14 protein-coding genes are annotated in these 21,120 nt (G+C 73.6%); 10 read left to right on the top strand and 4 right to left on the bottom strand.

What is annotated here, in order from left to right; all coding sequences use genetic code 11:
- Window positions 1-70: 70 nt before the first annotated feature.
- Together VG276_25665 and cphA are read left to right on the top strand one after the other, a co-directional pair.
- Window positions 71-1,027, top strand: a complete 957-nt coding sequence (locus VG276_25665; GenBank protein ID HEV8652680.1) for a cyanophycinase — start codon at window positions 71-73, stop codon at window positions 1,025-1,027.
- Window positions 1,028-1,474: 447 nt separating this feature from the next.
- Window positions 1,475-4,165, top strand: coding sequence for a cyanophycin synthetase (cphA, locus tag VG276_25660; protein ID HEV8652679.1), 2,691 nt, complete (start codon window positions 1,475-1,477; stop codon window positions 4,163-4,165).
- 52 nt (window positions 4,166-4,217) lie between these two features.
- On the opposite strand, the gene VG276_25655 is transcribed toward cphA, so the two are convergent.
- Entirely contained in the window at window positions 4,218-6,083 is a 1,866-nt protein-coding gene (locus VG276_25655) for a Mur ligase family protein (GenBank protein ID HEV8652678.1), read from the bottom strand.
- Window positions 6,084-6,186: 103 nt separating this feature from the next.
- Here VG276_25655 and VG276_25650 point away from each other — a divergent pair, with 103 nt between their 5' ends.
- Together VG276_25650 and VG276_25645 are read left to right on the top strand one after the other, a co-directional pair.
- Window positions 6,187-7,401, top strand: coding sequence for a M20 family metallopeptidase (locus VG276_25650; GenBank protein HEV8652677.1), 1,215 nt, complete (start codon window positions 6,187-6,189; stop codon window positions 7,399-7,401).
- 215 nt (window positions 7,402-7,616) lie between these two features.
- On the top strand, window positions 7,617-8,777 hold the full coding sequence (locus VG276_25645) for a lysylphosphatidylglycerol synthase transmembrane domain-containing protein (GenBank protein ID HEV8652676.1): 1,161 nt from the start codon (window positions 7,617-7,619) through the stop codon (window positions 8,775-8,777).
- 171 nt (window positions 8,778-8,948) lie between these two features.
- Here VG276_25645 and VG276_25640 read toward each other — a convergent pair whose 3' ends face one another.
- The gene (locus tag VG276_25640) at window positions 8,949-9,932 is read right to left on the bottom strand and encodes a sensor domain-containing diguanylate cyclase (GenBank protein ID HEV8652675.1); all 984 of its coding nucleotides are present in this window, start codon (window positions 9,930-9,932) and stop codon (window positions 8,949-8,951) included.
- A gap of 245 nt (window positions 9,933-10,177) precedes the next feature.
- A complete protein-coding gene (locus tag VG276_25635) occupies window positions 10,178-11,035 on the bottom strand; it encodes a Ku protein (protein ID HEV8652674.1) in 858 nt (285 codons plus the stop codon).
- A 92-nt stretch (window positions 11,036-11,127) separates the two neighbouring features.
- Between VG276_25635 and ligD the strand changes: the two genes are divergently transcribed.
- The 6 genes from ligD to VG276_25605 all read left to right on the top strand — a co-directional run bounded on the left by ligD (window position 11,128) and on the right by VG276_25605 (window position 20,067).
- Entirely contained in the window at window positions 11,128-13,920 is a 2,793-nt protein-coding gene (gene ligD, locus VG276_25630) for a non-homologous end-joining DNA ligase (protein ID HEV8652673.1), read from the top strand.
- 117 nt (window positions 13,921-14,037) lie between these two features.
- Window positions 14,038-14,733, top strand: coding sequence for a response regulator transcription factor (locus VG276_25625; protein ID HEV8652672.1), 696 nt, complete (start codon window positions 14,038-14,040; stop codon window positions 14,731-14,733).
- A 145-nt stretch (window positions 14,734-14,878) separates the two neighbouring features.
- The gene (locus VG276_25620) at window positions 14,879-16,411 is read left to right on the top strand and encodes a HAMP domain-containing sensor histidine kinase (GenBank protein ID HEV8652671.1); all 1,533 of its coding nucleotides are present in this window, start codon (window positions 14,879-14,881) and stop codon (window positions 16,409-16,411) included.
- A 453-nt stretch (window positions 16,412-16,864) separates the two neighbouring features.
- On the top strand, window positions 16,865-17,890 hold the full coding sequence (locus tag VG276_25615) for a MoxR family ATPase (protein HEV8652670.1): 1,026 nt from the start codon (window positions 16,865-16,867) through the stop codon (window positions 17,888-17,890).
- A complete protein-coding gene (locus VG276_25610) occupies window positions 17,887-18,849 on the top strand; it encodes a DUF58 domain-containing protein (protein ID HEV8652669.1) in 963 nt (320 codons plus the stop codon). Before VG276_25615 ends, VG276_25610 begins: the two co-directional genes overlap by 4 nt.
- Before the next feature lie 177 nt (window positions 18,850-19,026).
- Window positions 19,027-20,067, top strand: a complete 1,041-nt coding sequence (locus VG276_25605; GenBank protein HEV8652668.1) for a VWA domain-containing protein — start codon at window positions 19,027-19,029, stop codon at window positions 20,065-20,067.
- Here VG276_25605 and VG276_25600 read toward each other — a convergent pair.
- Window positions 20,051-21,100: a DNA recombination protein RmuC gene (locus tag VG276_25600; GenBank protein ID HEV8652667.1), complete on the bottom strand. Its 1,050-nt coding sequence runs from the start codon at window positions 21,098-21,100 to the stop codon at window positions 20,051-20,053. The genes VG276_25605 and VG276_25600 overlap by 17 nt on opposite strands.
- Window positions 21,101-21,120: the final 20 nt, after the last annotated feature.

Genomic DNA, 21,120 nt, shown 5'->3' with positions numbered 1-21,120 from the left:
GGCAGGCGGGGAGCGCTTGTTACACTGCCGCATGCCTTCCGATTCCTCCCGCACGGGAGCCGGCGTCCTCATGGCCATCGGCGGCGCGGAGGACAAGCTCGGCAACAAGACCATCCTGAACCGCTTCGTGCAGCTCGCCGGCGGGCCGTCGGCACGGATCGCGGTCATCTCGACCGCTTCCTCCCTGGGCCACGAGATCACCGAGCTGTACCGCAGACTGTTCCTCGAGCTCGGCGCGGCCGAGGTCCACGGCCTGCGGCCCTCGACCCGCGCCGAGGCTGAGGCACCCGAGGCGGTCGCGGCCGTGCGCGGCGCGACCGGGGTGTTCATGACCGGCGGCAACCAGCTCCGTCTGTCGATGGTGGTCGAGGCGACCAGCCTCGGCCGCGCGCTGGTCGAGGCGCACGGACGCGGCGCGGTGGTCGGCGGCACCTCGGCGGGGGCGAGCGCGCTCTCGACCCACATGGTGTCGTTCGGGCGGCCCGGCGAGACCCCGAGGCAGCGGATGGGCCAGCTCGGCGTGGGGCTCGGCCTGCTGCCCGGCGTCATCGTCGACCAGCATTTCGGCCAGCGCAACCGCATCGGGCGCCTGCTCACCCTGGTGGCCCAGTCGCCTGGGCAGCTCGGCCTCGGGCTGGACGAGGACACCGCCGCCGTGATCTCCGCCGACGGCGTGCTCGAGGTCCTCGGCAAGGGCGCCGTCACGATCGTGGACGGCTCCGACGTCGTCTCCGACGCCTTCGAGGTGCGCCAGAGCCGGCCCATCCTGGTGTCGGGCGCGGTGGTGCACTCGCTCCCGCCCGGGTACCGGTTCGACCTGGCCAAGCGGGCGCTGCTCCCCCGCCTGCAGTCGCTGCCCCCCGTGGAGGAGGCGCGGCCGGCCCGGGGGCGGCGGGCCTCTCCGAGGCGGGACCCGGCCGCCCGCCGGCTCGCGCAGGCGGTCGACGCCGAGGGTGCGGCCGACCGCATTCCTCACCGCGCGGACCCGCACCCGGGCGCGCACACCAGCGAGGAGGCTTCACAATGACGACGGAAGCCGCCAGTCTCTGACCACAGGGTCCACGCAGCCCGAAGCGCGCGAGGCCAGGCCCGAGCAGCGAAGCGACAGGCCACGGTTCTCACCACTGGAAGCGACAGCCCCGGGTTCTCACCACTGAAGGAGCGCCCGACCGTTGAAGGAGCGCCCGACCGTCCCGGTGGGCGTGGCAGGAGCCGGTCGTGCAGAAAGGGAGCGCCATGAGCACGGCGGGCGCACCCGGGATGGTACGTGCAGAAAGGGAGCGCCATGACCGACGGGGTGGCCGAGCGTCCAACGGCGTCCAAGCGACCGGTGGCTCCGACGGCGTCCACGCGCCCGGTGGCACCAACAGCGTCCAAGCGCCCGGTGGCACCGGAGAGCGCGGCCGAGGCCGCCGAGAAGCAGCGCCGCCAGGCCAGCGGGGACGGCGTCGCGCCGGCCCGCCCCGACCTCACGATCCTCGAGACCAGGGTCTACCGGGGGCCCAACTACTGGTCCTACGACAAGGCGATCCACCTGCTGGTGGACCTCGGCTCGCTGGAGGACTGGCCGACCAACACCCTGCCCGGCTTCACCGACCGGCTGCTCGAGCTGCTGCCCGGGCTGGCCGAGCACAGCTGCTCGACCGGGCGCCGGGGTGGGTTCGTCGACCGGCTGCGCGAGGGGACCTGGCTCGGCCACGTCGCCGAGCATGTGGCCCTGCAGTTCCAGCGGGAGGCCGGCGGCGAGCAGCGCCGCGGCAAGACGCGCGGGGCCGGCCGGCGCGGGCAGTACAACGTCGTCTACGGCTACGGGGACGAGAAGGTGGGAGTGGCGGCGGGCAGGCTCGCCGTGCGGCTCCTGAACCACCTGGTCGAGCCCGGTTCGGCAGAGGGGCCGCCGGAGGCGGCCTCGTCCGCCGGCTTCGACTTCCAGACCGAGCTGGAGCGCTTCATCCTGACCGCGGAGCGGGTCGCGTTCGGCCCCTCGACCCAGACCCTGCTCGACGAGGCGGCGTCCCGGGACATCCCGTTCATCCGCCTCAACGACTACTCCCTGGTCCAGCTCGGGCAGGGGGTCTGGCAGCAGCGCATCCGCGCCACCATGACGTCCAAGACGGCCTCGCTCGCGGTCGACGTGGCCGGCGACAAGGAGCTGACCAACCGGCTGCTGGCCGCGGCCGGGCTCCCGGTGCCCCGGTCGGTCGCGGTCCGCACGGCCGACGGCGCGGCCGCCGCGGCCGGACGGGTCGGCTGGCCGGTGGTGGTGAAGCCGCTCGACGGCAACCACGGGCGCGGGGTGCACCTCGACCTCCGCGACGAGGAGGCGGTGCGGGCCGTCTTCGACGCGGCCCGGGAGCAGGCGCGCCGGGGCGTGGTCCTGGTCGAGACCTACGTCACCGGCAACGACTACCGGGTGCTGGTCGTCGGCGGCCGCATGGTCGCGGTCGCCGAGCGGGTCCCCGCCCACGTGGTCGCAGACGGCGAGCACACCGTTGCCGAGCTGGTCGCCCGGACCAACGCCGACCCGCGCCGGGGCGTCGGCCACGAGAAGGTGCTGACCCGCATCCGGGTCGACCAGTCGGCCGTCGACCTGGTCCGGTACCAGGGCTTCGAGATGGACGGGGTGCCCCCAGAGGGCACCATGGTCAAGCTCACCCTGACCGGCAACATGTCGACCGGCGGCATCTCGATCGACCGGACCGACGAGGCCCACCCCGACAACGTCGAGATCGCCGAGGAGGCGGCCCGGGTAGTCGGGCTCGACGTGGCCGGGATCGACTTCATCGCGCCCGACATCGCCGAGGCCGTGCGCGAGACTGGTGGTTCGATCGTGGAGGTGAACGCGGCCCCAGGGTTCCGCATGCACACCCACCCGACCGTGGGCGAGCCCCAGTACGTCGCCAAGCCAGTCCTGGACCTGCTGTTCCCGCCCGGCTCGCCCAGCCGCATCCCGATCGTCGCGGTGACCGGCACCAACGGGAAGACCACCACCGCGCGCATGATCGCGCACGTCTTCAAGGGGATGGGGCGCCGGGTCGGCCTGACCACCACCGACGGGATCCTCATCGACGAGCGGCTGGTGCTCACCGCCGACGCGTCCGGGCCCCGCTCGGCCCGCATGGTGCTGCAGAACCCGCGGGTCGACTTCGCGGTGTTCGAGGTGGCCAGGGGCGGTATCCTGCGCGAGGGCCTCGGGTACGAGCGCAACGACGTGGGCGTGGTCCTCAACGTCACCGGCGACCACCTCGGGCTGCGCGGCATCGACACCCTGAAGCAGCTCGCGGCGGTCAAGCAGGTGGTGGTGGAGGCGGTGCCGAGGGACGGCCACGGTGTGCTCAACGCCGACGACCGGCTGGTCGCGGCCATGCGCCGGCACTGCTCGGGCGACATCGTCTACTTCTCGATGCAGCCGGGCAACGAGCTGGTCGAGACCCACTGCCGCCGCGGCGGCCGGGCCCTGGTCCTTGAGGACGGGCGGCTCGGGGAGGGGATCGTGCTGCGCCAGGGCCGCCGGTCGATGCTGGTCGCGCCGGTGGGCGCCGTCCCGGCCACCTTCGGGGGTCGGGCCCGCATGAACGTAGCCAACGCCCTGGCCGCTGCCGCGGCCGCCCACGCCGCCGGCGCCCACCTGCACGACATCCGGGCCGGCCTGCGCTCGTTCACCACCTCCTACGAGGTCGCGCCTGGGCGGCTCAACCTGTTCGAGCTGAACGGCTTCCGGGTCGTGGTCGACTACTGCCACAACACCGACGCCATGCGCATGCTCGGCGACTTCGTGGAGCGGCTGGCCGAGGCGCCCAGGGGCGGCGACGTCGTCGCCCACCGCCGCATCGGGGTGGTGGCCAGCCCGGGCGACCGCCGCGACGCCGACATCCGCGAGCTGGGGGAGGTGGCCGCCGCCTCCTTCGACGCGCTGGTGGTGCGCGAGGACGCCAACCCGCGCGGCCGGGAGCCGGGCGCAACCGCCGAGCTGCTCCTTTCCGGGATCAAGGCGGCGATGAAGCGGGGCGCCCGCTGCCGGGCCACCCAGGTCGTGCTCGACGAGCTGGAGGCGGCCCAGCTCGCCCTGGACCGGGCCAACCCGGGCGACCTGGTGGTGATCTGCGCCGACAAGGTCGACGCGATCGCCGACGAACTCGAGACCCGCCGCAGACCCCAGGCCTGAGCAGAGGTCGAGGGCTCGAGGAGCCGAAGGCGGTGGCCCGGCTGGGCCTGGGCTAGCCGCCGCGGGCAGCCAGGACCAGGGCGCGCAGGTCGTCGGGGCCGGCCAGGCCAGCGCCACGGTCGCGCAGCCAGGCGGCCACCTCGTCGCGGTGGGTGTGGCACATGAGGGCGCAGACGTCGCCCGGCTCCGACTCCCCCACCAGCGCCTCGATGCCGTCCAGCTCGTCGGGGAAGGCCGGCACGTCGGCCTTGCCGCCGGCGCGGGCGCCCTCCTGGAGCAGCCGGGTCATCCCGGCCCGGTCGCGGCCGCGCAGGTAGCGCTCCTTCTCGACGACCACGACCCGGTCGGCGCCTCTGGCGGCGAGCTCGCCGAGCAGGCGCAGCACGCTGTCGGGCCGGTCGCCGGCGGTGCCGATCCCGATCCGCACGGCCGCCCCGTTCCGGCACAGGCCCCGGCAGACCTCGAGCAGGGCGCGCAGGCTCTCCTCGTTGTGGGCGACGTCGACCACGACCGTGCGGTCGTCCAGCGCCCAGACGTTCATGCGGGTCGGGTTCTGGGCCAGGTCTGGCGCGAAGGTCCGCAGACCCTCGACGACCGCGGCCCGCGGGAGTCCGAGGCCGAGGCCGGCCGCGGCGGCGGCCAGGGCGTTGGCCAGGTTGGCGGAGGAGATGCCAGCCAGCGTGACCGGCGCGTCCACCACCGGCAGCAGGCGGTCCACCTGCCTGCCCGTGAGCACGACGAGGTCGCCGTCGAGCACGGTGGCGGCCCGGCCGCCCTCCTCGAGCGCCTCGCGCAGGCCGGGGGCGTCGGGGTCGAGACCGAACAGGAACGGCCTGGCCCTGGAGAGCCGGCGCATGGCCAGGGTGCGCGGGTCGTCGGCGTTCAGCACGACCCAGCCGGTCGGGCGGGTGATCTTCACGACGGTCGCCTTCACCTCGGCGAGCTGGTCCAGGGTGTCGATCCCGCCCAGGCCCAGGTGGTCGGGGGAGATGTTGGTGACCACGGCCACGTCGTTGTGGGCCACCCCCACCCCGCGACGCAGGATGCCGCCCCTGGCGGTCTCGAGCACGGCCAGCTCCACGCCGGGCTCCGACAGCACGCGCCGCGCGCCGCCAGGGCCCGACCAGTCCCCGGCGTCGACCAGCTCGCCGTCGAGGTAGATGCCGTCGGTGTTGGACCAGCCCACGCGCAGGCCGGCCCGGCGGCCCATGTGGGCGACAAGCCGGGTCACTGTGGTCTTGCCGTTGGTGCCGGTGACGGCGACCACGGGGATGTCCGGGTCGGGTAGGGTGGGGCCGGGGCCCGGCTCCACCTCGCGCAGGCGGCTCCCGGCGGCCCGGACCTGCTCAGCCAGGTCGGGCCGGATCTGCTCAGCCAGGTCGGCCCGGTCGGGCCGCAACCGCTCAACCCGGTCGGGCCGGACCCGCTCAACCAGGTCGGGCCGCACCGTGAGCCCCTCGAGGAGGGCGGCGACCTCCTCGCCGAGCGCCTCGGCCGCGTTGCGGCGGCGCCAGGGCCAGGCCAGCACCACCTGGGTCGGCTCGGGCCCGGGCCGGCCCCGCACAGCCAGGCGGCCCACGCCGGCGGCGGTTGCGGTCCGGCGGACGAGGTGGGCGCCCAGCCGGGCCACGAACCGGCGCCGCTGCTCGCTCCCGGGCCGCCCGGCCGGACCGGGTCTCATCCGCTTCAGGCGGTGTGGTCCGGCCGGCCGGTCCTCTGGTCCGGACGCGGGCGCCTCGGGGGACGCGGCGAGCCCGGGCAGCGCGGCCTGCTCGGCCACGGCGACCGCCTCGGTCTCGGGCAGCGCGAGCAGCTCCGACACCTCGAGGGTGAGCTTGATGGCGGGGCGCGGGAAGTAGAGGTTCGGCCCGTCGAGGACGCGCAGCTCGACGAGGTTCTCGGGGTGCGGGGGGCTCAACGCTGGCCTCCCGAGGGGGACGGGGTCACTGCCGGGCCTCGGAGGGATCGCTGCGACGGCCGGCAGGCGCCGGCCGGGATGGCGGCCACTATACTGGCAGCGCATGGACCTCTGCGCCGACCCCTGCGCCGACCCCGCGAGCCTGGTCCCGCTGGTGCGCGGGCGCTACCAGAGCGCGCTCGCAACCCTTGAGCAGCTCGTGAACCAGGACTCCGGGTCGTGGTCGCGCGAGGGCGTGAACCGGGTCGCCGACCTGTGCGAGGCCCGTTTCCGGGCTACCGGGTGGGCGCTCGAGCGCCTGGTCCACGAGCCGCCGCAGGGCGAAGCCCGCCTGGGCGACGTGGTGATCGGGCGGCGCACGGGTGCCCTGCCCGTGGCCGGCGGCGGGCGACGCCTGCTGCTCATGGCCCACATGGACACCGTGTTCGACGACGGCGCGGCCGCCGTCAGGCCGTTCCGGGTAGAGGACGGGCGCGCCTTCGGCCCCGGCGTGACCGACGACAAGGCCGGGATCGTGACCGGCTTCGACGCGGTCGAGGTGCTCTGCGACCAAGCCGGGTTCGACGCCTTCGCCGAGATCACCATGGTCTGCACGCCCGACGAGGAGATCGGCTCGCCGTTCAGCCGGGCCGTGCTGACCCGCCTGGCGGGCGAGCACGATGCCGGCATCGGACTGGAGGCCGCCAGGATCGACGGGTCCCTGGTCACCGCCCGCAAGGGCATCTCCGCCTTTGCCATCGACGTGGTGGGCAAGGCCGTGCACGCCGGCGTCCGCCCCGAGCGGGGCGTGAACGCCGCCCTCGAGGCGGCCCGCAAGACGGTCGCCCTGCAGGAGCTGAACGGCAGGTGGCAAGGGGTGACCTGCAACGTGGGCGTGATCCGGGCCGGTACCAGGCCCAACGTGGTCGCCGAGCACGCCCACCTCGAGGTCGACCTGCGGGCGGTCACCACCGCCGCGTTCGACGTGGCCGCCGCGGCGGTCGAGGAGATCGCGGCGACCAGCTTCGTGCCGGGCACCAGCGCCACCCTCCGGGCCGTGCACCGGCACCTGCCGATGGAGCGGACCGAGGCAGTCGTCGCGCTCCTGGCCGAGGCCCAGCGGGTGGCCGCCGCCCTCGGCTTCGAGGTCGGTGAGCAGGCCACCGGCGGGGCTGGGGACGCCAACACAACGACAGCGGCCGGCCTGCCCACCATCGACGGCTTCGCCCCGATCGGCGGCGAGGCCCACGGGCCGCGCGAGTGGCTGGACCTCGGCAGCGTGGTGCCCCGGACCGCGCTGCTGGCCGGGTTCCTCGCGCGGCTCGGTGGCGGCGGGTAGCGAGCGGGCGGACATGCCTCCCCAAACGGACGCCGCGAGAGCGAGCGACCCCGCGCCCCTATACTAGTCTTGTGTCCCCGCGCGCTGTCCCTGCGCGCCCGCCACTCCTGGTGCGCGGGCCGCTCGGCGTGGCCCCGGCGCGGCCCGCGGCGAAGCGGCCCGCCCGCGGCCCAGCGTCCGCCTGGTAGCCCGTGATGGCGACGTCCCGAGCCCCGTTGGCGACTCCGGTCAAGCGGGTGATCCAGCTCCTGCTCTTCGCATTCGTCGTCATCTACCTGGTGCTGCCCCAGGTGCCGAAGGTGCGCGACTCGCTCCACCTGCTCGGCAAGGTGGACTTGAGGCTCGTGCCCCTCGCCATCGCGCTCGAGGTCGCCTCCTGGTGCTGCTACACCAATCTGACCAGGGCGCTGCTGCCCCGCGGCCAGAGCCCGCCCTTCTTCACCCTGTCCCGCATCCAGCTCTCGACCCTGGCGGTGAGCCACGTCGTCCCCGGGGGGTCGGCGGTTGGTGGGGCGCTTGGCTTCCGGTTGCTCACCAAGAACGGGATCAAGGGCACCGACGCCGCCTTCGCGATGGCGACCCAGGGTATGGGGTCGGCCGTCGTGCTCAACCTCCTGCTCTGGCTCGGGTTGGTCGTCTCCATCCCGCTGCGCGGCTTCAACCCCCTCTACGGCACCGCCGCCCTGCTCGGCGTGGTGCTCATCGGCGGCTTCTCGGCCCTGGTCATCCTGCTCATCCGGGGCGAGCAGCGCGCCGCCCGGATCCTGCGCGCGGTCGCCGGGCGGATCCCGTTCCTCGACGAGGACAGGGTGTACGAGATCGCCCTGCGGCTCGCCGACCGCCTGCAGACCCTCGCCCGCGAGCGCGACCTGATCCGCCGGGCGATCGTCTGGGACCTCGGCTTCTGGCTGTGCACCGCCACCGCCCTCTGGGTCTTCGTCGGCGCGTTCGGGTACTGGGTCCCGATCTACGGCCTGATCGTCGCGTTCGGGCTCGCCTACGTCGTGGCCGCCCTGCCGATCACCCCGGCCGGGCTCGGGGTCGTAGAGGCGGTCCTGATCTCGCTGCTCACGTTCTTCGGCGTGCCGGTCGGGGCGGCCACCCTCGGCGTGCTCGCCTATCGCCTGGTCAACTTCTGGCTCCCCATCCCGCTCGGCGGCCTCGCCTACCTGTCGCTGCAGGTGGACGAGGCCAGGGCCGACGCGGAGATCGAGGCCGGGCAGCGCCAGGCGGCGAGGCCGCGCAGGGAGCGGGAGCTGCGCCGCCTGGCCGAGGAGTCGGTGCAGCGGTCCGAGGACCGGCGCGCCTGGGCCGAGCGTCACGGCCTGCGCGTCCACCCGCGGCCCGACAACACCTTCGACCCGGCCGAGGACTGACCGCACCCCTGAAGCGCGCGAGGCCGACCGCCGAACTTGGCCGCTGGCATAGATGCCCGCGCCGCAGGCGCTCCAAGGAGCTTGGCGTCGGAATGGGATGGCCCGCGCCCCAGGCGCTCCATGAGCTTGGCCGTCGGCATGGGCGCCCGCGCCGCAGGCGCTCCGGGCGGTTCAGCGCCGACCAGGTTCGGCTCTCGCGCCGCGGCCAGTGCCGCGCTTGACGGCGTACATCGCGGCGTCGGCCTCGTCCCAGGCTCGGGCCAGGCCGACGCCTGGCCGGCGGGTGGCGTGGCCGACCGAGGCCCGGATGCCGGCCCGCTCGAGCGCGGCCCGGATCCGCTCGGCCAGGGCGGCCGCCGCGGCCTCGTCGCACTCCACCGCGAGCACCCCGAACTCGTCCCCGCCGAGCCGGGCAACCACGTCGCTGGCGCGCTTGGTGGCCACGATCACCTGGGCGGTCCGGCGAAGGAGGGCGTCGCCGGCGACATGCCCACGGTCGTCGTTGGTCCGCTTCAGCTCGTCCAGGTCGACCGATACGAGCGAGGCCGGCGACCCGTAGCGCCGGCAGCGAGCCTCCTCGGCGTCGAAGATGTGGTCCCAGGCGCGCCGGTTGCCAACCCCGGTGAGCGGGTCGGTGAGGGCTTCCAGCTCGGCCCGCTCGACTCGCCGCTCGAGCTCCTCGCGCTCCAGCTCCTGCGCGAGCACGGTGCCGAGGAGCCGGCCGAGCAGCTCCAGGATGGGCAGCTCGCCGGCGAGCGCTGGCCGCGGCTCGGGGTCCAGGCCGCACAAGCACCCGAACAGCCCGCCCTCCGGGTCGACGATGGGCACGGCGGCGTGGGCGCCGACCCGCAGGCGCTGGTGCGGCGCGACGGTGAACGGGCCCAGCCCGGCTGTGGACGGCACCACCATCGGCGCACGGCCGTCGGCCACCGCCCTGAACGGGAGGTCGTCCCAGTCGAGCACCTCGCCCACTTCGATGCCGTACCACCGGTCGCGCACGCCCAGCACGACCACCCGGCCACCCGAGACCCGCGCCAGCATCCAGAGCCGCAGCCCGACGCGCTCCTGCAGGTAGTCGAGGACCGAGGAGACCGCACCATCGAAGATCGATGGGCTCGAGGGGAGGGTGACCGCTGCCTTCACGCTGAACAGCACCGCCAACGACGAGTCCAAATCAGACAGGTCGGATACAACGAGCTACCGTTAGGAAGCGGTCAATCCGACACGGCCAGATTGGACCCCCACGCCACCTGCCCTGGCTAGTCAGTACAACTGCGGAGGGTCAGGAGGCTAGTCCTGGTGCCAGAGACTTTGGACCGCTCGTTCTGGTCCCCGACCAGCGCTCGTTCTGGTCCCGACCAGGGCCTCGGCATTTGGGACTAGCCCTGACCGCGGCGCCTCTACTCGCCCGACGCCTTCCTGCGGCGCGAGGACGCCGTCTTGCCGCCCGAGGCGCGCGCGGTCCTGGCGACCGGCTTGGCGGAGTCCTTGCCCGCCTTCGCCGCCTCCACGCTGGCCCGCAGAGCCTCCATCAGGTCAACGACCTTGGCCGGCTCGGCCTCCTCGACGTAGGTGATCTCCTCGCCCTGGACCTTCTTGGCCACCAGGTCCTCGAGGGCGGCACGGTACTCGTCGCGGAACTCCCCGGGCTCGAAGTCGTCGGAGAGGCTCTCGATGAGGCTGCGGGCCATCTTGACCTCTTGCGGGCGCACCTCGACGCGCTCGTCGAGCTCGTCAAAGGCCGGGGTGCGGATCTCGTCCGGCCAGAACATCGTCTCGAGCACGAAGCAGCTGTCGCGCAGGCGCAGGGTGGCCAGGTGCTCCTTGTCGCGGAAGGCGATCTTGGCCAGGGCCACCTTGCCGTCGTCGGCCATGGCCTCGCGGAGCAGGTGGTAGGCCTTGGCCCCGGTGCCCTCGGGCACGATGTAGTACGACTTCTGGAAGAAGATCGGGTCGATCTGGTCGGCGTCAACGAAGCGCTCGATCTCGATCGTCTTGGCGGTGGAGACCGGCAGCGAGTCGAGCTCCTCGTCGGTCAGGGTCACGTAGTGGTCCTTCTCGTACTCGTAGCCCTTGACGATCTCGGAGTAGTCGACCTCCTCGCCGTCGAGCGCGCACACCCGCTTGTAGCGGATGCGCCCGCCGTCCTTGGCGTGCAGCTGGTTGAACCGCAGGCTCTTCTCCTCGGTGGCCCCGTACAGCTTCACCGGGATGGTGACCAGCCCGAACGAGATCGCGCCCTTCCAGATCGTCTTCATCGGCCGTGCTCCTGGTGAAGGCGGCGGGCCAACCTCTGCTACGCCGTCAACTGTACGCTGGCGAACAGTGCGACCCAAGGAGGCTGCCTGTCGTGGCCACCGGCAAACGCCGTCCGCCGCCCTTCCCGTCGGCGCTGCCCGCGCGGCGGGTGTCGCCTGAGGCACGCGGGGCCGGGAGCGCCTGGCGGGTCGAGGCCGAAGGCCGTGAGCTGCGCCTTTCCAACCTGAACAAGGTCTACTGGCCGGGCGAGGGCATCACCAAGGCTGACCTGCTCGCGTACTACTGGAACGTCGCCCCGCTGCTCCTGCCCCACCTCGCCGACCGGCCGCTCACCATGCATCGGATGCCGGACGGGCTCGCTGGAGAGCCGTTCTACGAGAAGCGGGTGCCCGCCCACGCGCCGAGCTGGCTGCCCACCGCCGCCGTCCCCTCCGAGGAACGGTCGAAGATCACCCCGTTCGTGGTCGTCCAGGACCTGCCGAGCCTGCTGTACGTGGTGAACCTCGGCTGCATCGAGATGCACCCGCTGCACTCGCGGGCCGGCTCGCTCGACCGGCCCGACTACGCCTTCTTCGACCTCGACCCGTTCGAGCCCTACACGTTCGCGGACGTGCGCTTCGCCGCCAAGCTGGTCAAGGTCGTGCTCGACGGGCTCGGCCTGCGCGGGTACCCGAAGACCTCCGGGGCGACCGGCATGCAGGTGTTCGTCCCCCTGGACGGCACCCACACCTACGCCGACGCGCGCGCCTTCGTGGAGCGGGTGGGGCGCCTGCTGGTCCGCGCCTCCCCCGACAAGGTCACCATGGACTGGGCCATCGAGAAGCGGGCCGGCAAGGTGTTCGTCGACCACCAGATGAACCGGCAGGGCGCGAACGTCGCCAGCGCCTACTCGGTGCGGCCCCGGCCCGGGGCGCCGGTGTCCACCCCGCTCGACTGGGACGAGCTGGACGAAGACATCGAGCCCGGTGACTTCCGCATCGACAGCGTGTGGGAGCGGTTCGCCTCGGGCGACCGGTTCGGGCCGGTGCTGACCGACCGGCAGTCGCTCGCCCCGGCGATGGAGGCCCTCGGGCTGGGGCCGCCCGGCAGGCCTCGGCGCGAGCACGGCCGGTCGGCCGGGCCCAACACGCCCCGCCGGCCGGCGCGGGCGGCGGGCCCGGCCGCGCTGGACGAGTACGCCAGCAAGCGGGACTTCGCCCGGACTCCGGAACCCAGGGGCGCCGCCCCAGACCCCGAGGACCCCATCCCGGAGGCCGAGGACCCCATGGACCCCACCTTGGACCTCACCCCGGAGGCCGTGGACCCAACCCCGGAGGCCGAGGGCGCGGCCCCGGAGCTGGTGGAGGCCGCGCCGGTGCCGGTGGCCGCCCCGGAGTCCGAGGGCGCGGTCCCCGGGCCGGTGGAGGCCCTCCCCGAGCCGGAGGGCGCGGCGGCCGGGGACGCCGGGGCGCCCCCGGCGCGGGTGAGCCCGATGCCGGCCGAGCCGCACGCCGCCGGCATCCCGGCCGCCGCAAGGCTCGAGCCGGGCAGCTGCTTCACCATTCAGCAGCACCACGCCAGAAGCCTCCACCACGACGTGCGGTTCGAGCACGACGGGGTGCTGGTGTCGTTCGCGGTGCCGAAACGGCTGCCAGAGGAGCCGGGCGTCCGCCACCTGGCCGTCAACACCGAGGACCACCCGCTCGACTACCTGACGTTCTCGGGCGCGATCCCAGCCGGCGAGTACGGCGGCGGCGAGGTGCGCCTGTTCGACCTCGGCACCTACGAGCCGCTCGAGGTGCGCGACGGCAAGTGGACGGTGCGGCTGCACGGCAGCCGCTACCACGGCGCGGAGTACCACTTCTTCCGTACCAAGGGACGCGACTGGATGTGCGTGCTGGCCGGCAAGGCCTCGCTCCCCCAGCCGGCGCCGCCCCCCACGTTCGAGCCGATGATGGCCGCCCTGGAGACCGCGCCGTTCGACGCCGAGGGGTGGCAGTTCGAGGTGAAGTGGGACGGGCATCGCTGCCTGGCCAACCTCGGCACCGCTACCCGGCTCACCTCCCGCACCGGCCGCGACGCCACCGGCCAGTTCCCCGAGCTTGCCGAGATGCACCGGCAGCTCGCGGCCCGCAACGCGGTGATCGACGGCGAGGTGGTCGCGCTGGACGCCCAGGGCCGGCCGTCGTTCGCGCGGATGCAGGACCGGTTCCACCGCTCGGCCGAGGAGCTGGCCCGCAACGCGGGCCGGGTGCCGATCCAGTTCATCGCCTTCGACCTGCTCTGGCTCGACGGCGTGCCCCTGCTCGACCGGCCGCTTTCGGAACGGCGGGCCCGGCTGGCCGAGGTGTTCGTGGAGACCCGGCGGATGCGCCTGTCGCAGGTGGTGGAGGAGGCGGGCGTGGCCTTCTTCGGCGAGATCGAGAAGCTCGGCCTCGAGGGGGTGGTGGGCAAGCGGATGGCGAGCCCCTACCGACCCGGCCAGCGGTCGCCGGACTGGCGCAAGGTCAAGGCGGTACACAGGCAGGACTGCGTGATCGTGGGCTGGACGCCGGGCAAGGGCATGCGCTCGGCCACTCTCGGCGCGCTCCTGCTGGCCGTCTGGGACGGGGGCCGGCTGCGCTACGCCGGCAACGTCGGCACCGGCTTCGGCCAGGCGTTCCTGGCCGAGCTCCTGGCCGAGCTGCGCGAGCGCGAGACGACCGAGCGGCCGGTCGACCCCGACCCCCGCGTCCGGGGTGCCCGCTGGGTCCGGCCGGAGCTGGTGTGCGAGGTGGAGTACCAGGGCTGGACCAAGGAGGGCCGGCTCCGGTTCGCCTCGTTCAAGGGGATCAGGACGGACAAGCTGCCCGAGGACTGCCGTCCCGAGCCCGCGTTCGCGGGGTCGGCTGGGGGCCGGGAGTAGGCAAGACGGTGACGCAGCAGGCAGAATGGCGGTGTAGAGAGGCTCGGCGACACTCCGCAGCCCGGTGCGCTCGCAACGTCGCGAGGGCCTCCTCAGCGGGCGAGAAGGACAGGTTGCATGGGTGCTCACATCCTGGTTGTCGACGACGATCCCCTCCTGGCGGCTGCCCTGCGACGGCCGCTGGCGTACGAGGGATTCGAGGTGGAGGTGGCCGCATCGGGCGAAGAGGCCCTCTCCCGGGTTCTGGAGCGAGCCCCGGACCTGGTCATCCTCGACGTCCTGCTGCCCGGCATCGACGGCCTCGAGGTCTGCCGCCGGCTGCGCCAGGTGGGCGACGCGGCCGTGCTCATGCTGACCGCCCGCAGCGAGGTGCCCGAGCGGGTCGCCGGCTTCGAGGCCGGCGCCGACGACTACCTGGGCAAGCCGTTCGCGTTCGAGGAACTGCTGGTCCGCGTGAAGGCGCTGCTGCGCCGGGGCCGCAACGGCACCTCGCCAACGGCCGAGCTGCGCTTCGGCGACGTGCGCATGGACCGCTCGACCCGCGAGGTGTGGCGCAGCGACCGCACGATCTCCCTGACCAGGCAGGAGTTCGACCTGCTGGCCCTGTTCCTCGAGCACCCGCGCCAGGTCCTGCCCCGCTCCACGATCCTCGAGCGGGTCTGGGACTACGACTTCGGGCGCGACTCCAACGTGCTCGAGGTGTACGTCGGCTACCTGCGCCGCAAGCTCGAGTCCGAGGACGAGCCGCGGGTCATCCACACCGTCCGGGGCGTCGGCTACGTGCTCCGCGAGGACCCCGAGGCGACCCGGTGACGCGGGAGGACCCGGTGACGCGGGAGGACCCGGTGACGCGGGAGGACCCGGTGACGCGGGAGGACCCGGTGACGCGGGAAGACCCGGTGACGCGGGAAGACCCGGTGACGCGGGAAGACCCGGTGACGCGGGAAGGAGAGCGCCGATGAGCTTCCGGGCCCGGCTCACCCTCGCCTATCTGGCCCTGCTCACGCTCGCGCTGTCGGCGTTCGGGTTCGGGGTGTACGCGTACGTGGACGCCCGGGTGCATCGGGAGGTCGAGGAGTCGTTCCTCAACCAGGCACGCACGTTCGGCCAGCTCGTCCAGGGCTACTACAACATCACCATCAACAACGTCCGCTCCATCCTGACCGCGCCGGGCACGTACTACGTGGTGTCGGCGCGGCACGTCCCTTCCGGGCCCGAGCATCCCAACCTCAACCTGCCCAGCCCGGCCCTGGGCGCCAACGACCTGCCGGTGGTGCCCGCCGACCGCAAGGTCCACACCGTGCCGAAGTGGGACAACCAGCTCGGCACGACGCTGGCTGTCTACACGGTCGACTTCGAGGCGATCCGGCCGCGCGAGGGGACCCGGAACAACCCGCCGTCGGGGGACGACCCCCTCCCCCGCTGGAAGGGCCGGCTCGTCCTGGCCCGCGACCTCGGCAGCGTCGAGTCGTCGCTCGGGCTGCTGCGCAAGATCCTCATCGCCGGGGGTGCCGCCGTCCTGGCCGTGGCCGCGCTGGTCGGCTGGATGCTGGCCGCCGGCCTGCTGCGGCCCCTGGCCCGGATGAAGTCCACCGCGCAGCGGATCGGCGACGACCGCGACTTCAAGCGCCGCATGCCGGTCGACAACGCCAAGGACGAGCTCGGACGGTTGTCGACGTCGTTCAACCAGATGCTCACCGAGCTGGAGCAGTCCCACCTGGACCTGCAGACCGCGCTCGAGTCGCAGCGCCGCTTCGTGGCCGACGCCTCGCACGAGCTGCGCACGCCGATGACGGCGATCCGCACCAACGTCGAGTTCCTGGCCCGCGTCCCCGGCGCGCGTAAGGAGGACCGGGCCGCCGCCCTGCACGACGTCCTGACCGAGATGCGGCGCATGGAGGAGCTCGTGGGCGACCTGCTCGCCCTGGCCCGGCTCGAGGCCACCGGCGCCGGGCCGGTCCGCCGGACGATCCGGCTCGACCATCTGCTGGCCGACATCCATCGGGACGCCAGCCGCGTGGCCCGGCCCGGGGTCGAGGTCCGGCTCGGCCCCACTCCCGAGGTGCGGGTCTCCGGCGACCGCGACGACCTGCGCCGGGCGGTCTGGAACCTGGTCGAGAACGCGCTCAAGTACACCCGGGCCGGCCGGGTGGACCTGCGCCTGCGGGCCGCCCACGGCATCGCCGAGCTGGAGGTGCGCGACACCGGGATCGGCATCGCAGAGGCCGACCAGGCACGCGTGTTCGACCGCTTCTGGCGCGCCCAGAGCACCCGGGGCACGTCCGGGTCCGGCCTCGGCCTCGCCATCACCAAGTGGGTGGCGCAGGCGCACGGCGGCACCGTGCTGGTCGAGTCGGTCCTCGACCACGGCACGACCTTCACGCTGCAGCTCCCGGCCACGGTCGAGCGCGGCAGGCCGCGGCGACCCCGCACCGCCGACACCGACGAGCTGGTGCGAGCGGGTGTCCCAGCCGATCCCGCACATTCTTAAGCCGTCCCTAGGCTTTTCTCATTCAGTTCTCAGGGTTGGCGGATAAAACTCAACCCCTGCGGCGGACGCAGGCGGCGCGGACGCACGGCCGCGCCCCCGGCCGCCCCGGCGGTGACGCCGGAGGCCCGGATGGTGGGACGAGGCCGGGCCGATGGCTCCGGCCTCGGGGCCTCTCGCGTCACCGGCCGGCGGCCGGAGCGGCCCCGAACGGCCGGCCCCGAACGGGGTCCCGGTCGGCCGACTGGCCGGCCCTGAACGGCCCCGAGCGACCCGCCGGGAGCGCAAGCCTGGCGTTGCGCATTTCCACCCGTCATCCTGGGTCGTGCCTGATCGTGCCTTCGGCGCTAAGGTGAGGATGGCCGCGTTTCGGCGGTCCATTCGGGAGCAATCATCCACTCGCCATCTCGGAGCGGGCCGCACGCACCGGCTCCGGCATACCGCAAGGAGCCAACCGTGACGAACGATCAGCCGCGGTTGGCCGCGGTGGGCCAGGCCGCCACCCCCCACGGCCAGCTCGAGAGCGCCCTGTTCGAGATCAAGCGGGTCATCGTCGGCCAGGAGGGCATGCTCGAGCGGGTGCTCATCGCGCTGCTCGCCAGGGGCCACCTGCTCCTGGAGGGCGTGCCCGGGCTGGCCAAGACCCTCACCATCTCGACCGTGGCCGACGTGCTCGGCGGCGCCTTCCACCGGGTCCAGTTCACCCCCGACCTGGTCCCCTCCGACCTGGTCGGCACCCGCATCTACCGGCCCGACTCGGGCAAGTTCGACACCGAGCTCGGCCCGGTGTTCTGCAACTTCCTGCTCGCCGACGAGATCAACCGGGCGCCCGCCAAGGTGCAGTCGGCCCTGCTTGAGGTGATGCAGGAGCGGCAGGTCACCATCGGCCAGACGAGCTACCCGGTGGGCGACCCGTTCCTGGTGCTGGCCACCCAGAACCCGATCGAGTCCGAGGGCACCTACCCGCTGCCCGAGGCCCAGGTCGACCGGTTCATGATGAAGGTGGTGGTCGACTACCCCAACTTCAGCGAGGAGATGGCGGTCGTGCAGCGGTCGCTGGTGGACCGGCCGGCCGTCAACCGGGTCCTCTCCCTCGACCAGCTCCACGAGCTGCAGCGGGTGACAGCCAACGTCTACGTCGACCGGCTGGTGGCCGAGTACGCCGTCGCCCTGTGCATGGCCACCAGGTACCCAGAGCAGTACAACGTCGGCCACCTCACCCCCTACGTCGCCTACGGGGCGAGCCCTCGCGGCTCGATCAACCTTGTCCACGCCGCGCGGGCCCTGGCGCTGCTCCGCGGCCGGGCCTACACGCTCCCCCAGGACGTCCAGGAGGTCGCCAAGGACGTGCTCCGCCACCGGCTGGTACTCACCTACCAGGCGCTCGCGGAGGAGGTCAGCGCCGACGCGCTGCTCACCGCCGTGCTCACCGCGATCCCGGCTCCCCGCATCGACCTGGCCCACGAGCCGACCGCGTCATGAGCGGGGCCGCGGGCACGCCGCTCGCCGTCGAGCGCACCCCTGACCGTCCGGGTCCAGGGCCCACCCCGGAGGCGCTGCTGCGCGCCCTCGACATCCAGGTGCGGCGCCGGGTCGAGGGGCTGCTGGCGGGCGAGTACCGTTCCGCCACGATCGGGATCGGCACCGAGCTGGCCCAGATCCGCCCCTACCAGCCCGGTGACGACGTGCGCCGCATCGACTGGAACGCGACCGCGCGCACCAACGAGCCGCACACCAGGGTCGAGGTGGCCGAGCGGGCCCTGTCCAGCTGGCTCGTGCTCGACACCAGCCCGTCGATGGCCTTCGGCACCCAGGACCGGCGCAAGGCGGACGTGGCCGAGGGGGTGGCGCTGGCCGTCGGCCACGTCGCCACCCGCCGGGGCAACCGGCTCGGGGTGGTCACCTTCGGCGACGACAACCCGCAGTCGATTCCGCCCCGCCAGGGCCGCGCCGGGCTGCTCGGGTTGCTCGCGACGCTGCGCCGGGAACCGGCGATGGAAGGTGGCGGTGCCACCTCGCTGGGCGACGCCCTGGCCCGGGCCGGCCGGTTCGCGCGCACCCGCTCGGTCGTGTTCGTGGTGAGTGACTTCCGGGGCCCGCGCGACTGGAAGGCGCCGCTGCTCGCGCTGGCCGGACGGCACGACGTGACCGCCGTCGAGGTCCGCGACCAGCGCGAGGAGGAGCTGCCGGCCGTCGGGGAGCTCTGGCTGGTCGACCCGGAGACCGGCCGCCACCTGCGGGTCGACACCTCCAACCGGAGGCTGCGGGAGCGCTTCGCGGCCGCCGCGGCCGCCGAGCGGGAGGAGCTGGCCGGCCTGCTGCGCGGCAGCGGCTGCGACCACGTCGTGCTCTGGACGGCGGGAGACTGGCTGGCCACGTTCGGCGGGTTCCTCCGCCGGCGCGGCAACCGCTGGAAGAGCGGAGGAGGGCCGCGCCGATGACCAGGGCGGGCGCACCAGCAGCCCCGCGCGCCTCGAAGCTGCGCCAGCCCAGGGCGGGCGCACCAGCAGCCGCGCGCGCCTCGAGGCTGCGCCAGCGCAGGGCGGGGCGGGTGCGGGAGGGGCGCCGATGATGCGGGCGGGCGCATTCCAGGCGGGGCGGGCGCGGGAGGGGCGCCGATGAACGTGCTGTGGCCGGGGTTCCTCTGGGCGCTCGTCCTGGTGCCGCTGGCCCTGGCCGCCTACCTGCTCGCGCAGCGGCGCCGGGCGCGCTACGCGGTGCGCTTCACCAACCTGGACCTGCTCGCCAACGTGGTCACCCGCTCACCCGGCTGGCGGCGCCACCTGCCGGCCGTGCTCTACCTGCTCGCGCTGGCCACGCTGCTGGTCAGCCTGGCCCGCCCCCAGTCGGTCGTGCTGGTGCCGAAGGAGCAGGCCACGGTGGTGATGGTCATCGACGTCTCGGGCTCGATGAACGCCACCGACGTCGAGCCCACCCGCCTGGTCGCCGCCCAGCAGGCGGCCAACTCGTTCCTCAACAACCTGCCGGCCAAGTTCCGGGTCGGCCTGGTGTCGTTCTCGGCCACCGCCCAGACCCTCACCCGCCCGACCACCGACCGGGACGCCGTGCGGGACGCGCTCAGCTCGCTGCACGCCGAGGGCGGGACCGCCATGGGCGACGCCATCGAGCGCGGCCTCGAGGCAAAGCGCCCGCCGCCGGCGCAGGTGGACCGGCCCAAGGGGAAGCCGGGCACCACGACCGCTCCCACCACGCCGTCCACGCCGCCGGCCGAGGCGCAGCCCAACGGCAAGGAGCCCCCGGTGGTGATGCTGCTGCTGTCGGACGGCGCCAACACGGTGGGCAAGAAGCAGCCCATGGAAGCGGCCGAGGAGGCCAAGCAGTTCCACGTGCCGATCTTCACGATCGCGCTCGGAACCGACTCGGGCGTCGTCGAGGTGCCCGACGAGAGCGGCCAGCCGCGGCGGATCCCGGTCCCGCCCGACAAGGTGACCCTGCGGCGGATCGCCGACGCCACCGGGGGAAAGTTCTTCACCGCCCCCAGCAACCGGGACCTGAAGGGGGTCTACCGCGACCTCGGGTCGCGCATCGGCTTCGTGAAGGAGCGGCAGGAGGTCACCGTCGTCTTCGCCGCCGGCGCGCTCCTGCTGCTGGTCGTCGGCGGGGCGCTCTCCTTGGCCTGGTTCAACCGGTTCCCGTGAGCGGCCCGGCGTCGGTGCCGATCCCGTCCGGCTTGTCGCCCGCCCCCTCGAGCTCCCCGGCGCGCTCGGACACCTCGGCGAGCCGGCCGTCGAAGCGGTCGAGCCGGCGCGCGGCCTCGTCCCAGCGGGTGCGGGCGTTGCCAAGGTGCCTGCCGACGACCTCGAAGTCGTCCCTGAGCCGGCCCAGCTCCCCCTGCAGGCCGGTGAGGGCATCGAGCACGCGGCGGGCGTTGGCCTCGACCCGCAGCCCGCGCAGGCCGAGCCCGATCGAGATCAGGTAGGCGTAGAGGGTGGTCGGCGACACCGGGAACACTCGGCGCGAGACCGCGTGGCGGAACGGGGAGTCACCCGGCGCCTCCTCGCGCAGGAACTCGTAGTAGACCGCCTCCGACGGCACGTAGCAGAGCGCGAAGTCGAAGGTGCCCTCGTCGGGGCAGATGTACTTCTCGGCGATCGCGTCGACGTGCCGGCGGGCGTCGCGGAGGAACGCCCGCCGGTGCAGCGCCCGGGCGGTCTCGCCCTCCTCGGTCGAGGCCATGCGCGCGAACGCCTCGAGGGGGAACTTGGCGTCGACCGGGACCATGGTGCCGCCGAGGTCGAGCACCGCGTCCACCCGGGCGCCGGACCGGAACACGTGCTGGGTGCGCCAGGCGGAGCTGGGCAGCCCCTGGGCGAGGAGCTGCTCGAGCAGCACCTCACCGAGGGCGCCGCGGGCCTGGGGCGGACGGAGGAGATCCTCGAGCCGGCCCAGCTCGCGGGCGTGGTCCAGCACCTGCCTGGCCAGCTCGGCCACGGTCCCGACCCGTTCCCGCACGTCGGCGGCCACGTCGGCGGCCTGGGCCTGGGCGTGCTGCACGGTGTCCAGGCCGAGCCAGAGGCGCTGGTCGAGGGCTGCCAAGCGGCGGTCCAGCTCGCTGGACATGCCCTCGAACCGGCGTTCCAGCAGGCCCGCAGCGGCGAGCTCCGTCCCGCGGTCGCGCCGCCCGGCCCAGAGCCCGACCGCGAGCCCGGCAGCCACCGCCAGCGCCAGCATCGCCCATTCCACCGGCCGGC

The sequence above is a fragment of the Actinomycetes bacterium genome, assembly GCA_036000965.1.
Lineage (GTDB): Bacteria > Actinomycetota > CALGFH01 > CALGFH01 > CALGFH01 > DASYUT01.
The sequence above is the reverse complement of the archived record's forward strand: the minus strand, read 5'-3'. Positions and strand labels throughout refer to the sequence as shown.